The following is a 1,716-nucleotide window of genomic DNA, read 5'->3' as shown; positions in this document are numbered from 1 at the left end:
CTAAATTTACGAAAATTTATAACATATGATGAAGTAGGAATGGGACAAAACCAATTCAGATGTTTCTATATGACTTTCCACCCTTCTAATGGGAAGTTAATAATTCATGAAGGACATTCGGGTAAAGTCTATGCTGAAGAAAAGCTAATATACTCTTATGAAGTCTTAGGGAAACTTCCTAAAGCTGGAGGGGATACGCATGGAGCAATTACTAACTCCAAAGACCTAGTATTTTTCGGAGGTTGGCTAAAAGCTCCTCCTGGACTATTGGTTTCGAGTGACAGAACTTTGGTTAAGCAGGACATGAGGGAAAAATACAGCCATATACACGCCATAGATGATAAGGATAGAGTAGAATTATTGTGGAGTAGAAAGTGGGATGATAAGATACCACCTAATCATTGGTATGGAGAAGTAACCGACTTAGTTTATGACGGTCATGAGAATACCTTATATTTCTCTAGGGCTGATGGTCATGCTGAACTAGGACTATGGAAACTAAGCTTAGGCGATAGAAAGGCTGAGTGGATAATTAGAGATAGGACTGTTTATAAATTGGAGATTAAGGATGACAAGATTTTTGGTACTGTGTTCAACCCAGCTCACTTTGAAAATTCATCTATAGTAGTTTATGATATGATAGAAAATAAGTCTAAAATAGTTGAGGAGTTTGAATTTGGAATAAACCTTGATGATAAGATCAAAATTAAACGTGACGGAGGACAAATCGTTCAGCTTCAGAATAAGTTAATATCGTTTTACGGTGGAGCTCTCGTAGTATCTGATCCTTATAAGGATAAACACACTTTATATCCCTTCTTAGAGGTAATTAACAATGAGTCGGAAAGACCTTCTTATATACCCGGATTGAGAACCCAAAAAGTTTACTTGATGGGAATTCCTATCATAGGGGTTAATCCTTCGGAAGGGCTTACAGAACCTACACTTAGGACTACGGTAAGTATGATTTTAAGAGTTGACCCAGTCGTTCCTCAAATAATCTCCATCAGCGGATTTATATCTGGAATAGTGAGCGATGGTTATAACGTATATTTCGGCACATCTTATGCTAATCATTCCCCGGCTTACACTTATAGGAGTGGTGAGGGAAAAATTTACGCCATAAGAACAAGGGAATTAATGTCAAACGCATGGAATGCTATTAGAATATGGATCTTTGATGGAAGTTACGTGAAGGGAAATACTGGCATTAAAGGTTGGTTTGGGGGTATACCACTGAAAGGTTTCACAAATAAGAAGTTGAGAGTTTTTACTGATGAAAGCACTAACCTAAACATCTGTGAATATAACTTATTATCAAAGGTTGTTGAAGATCACATTCACTTAAGAGAGGGATGGAATACAGTAGATCTATCCTCATACTATGATCTTCTAGCCTTCTCTTTTGATGAAAATATCAAAAGAATTAAGATGGAAATAATTTTAGATCCTTGAGAAGTCACAAATATCCAAACTCTAAAGCAAATTATAAGATCATGTAATTATCTCGTTAGATAATTATGGTATTATGCATCGTTTCTATAAAAATTATATAATTGTATCTAATTCTTAAGATTTTTAACTTGTTAGTTATAACGCTTAAAATCTAAAACCTAAAAGAATATAGTTTGATGAGGGCTATCATTGTCAGACCGCCTAAGGCTGGAGTAGAAATAAAAGATGTGAAAGAAGGGGAAGTCGATAATTATGGCAAGG

The 1,716-nt window shown here is 35.5% G+C and carries 1 protein-coding gene; it reads left to right on the top strand.

Annotated elements, in window-relative coordinates; all coding sequences use genetic code 11:
- Nucleotides 1-1,455, top strand: a 1,455-nt coding sequence (locus DMP16_RS09610; RefSeq protein WP_255446867.1) for a DUF2139 domain-containing protein, incomplete at its 5' end; no start/stop codon positions are given.
- Between the last annotated feature and the right edge of the window lie 261 nt (nt 1,456-1,716).

Source organism: Sulfolobus sp. B1 (genome assembly GCF_007050195.1).
In the GTDB taxonomy this organism is placed as follows: Archaea; Thermoproteota; Thermoprotei_A; order Sulfolobales; family Sulfolobaceae; genus Saccharolobus.
The sequence above is the reverse complement of the archived record's forward strand: the minus strand, read 5'-3'. Positions and strand labels throughout refer to the sequence as shown.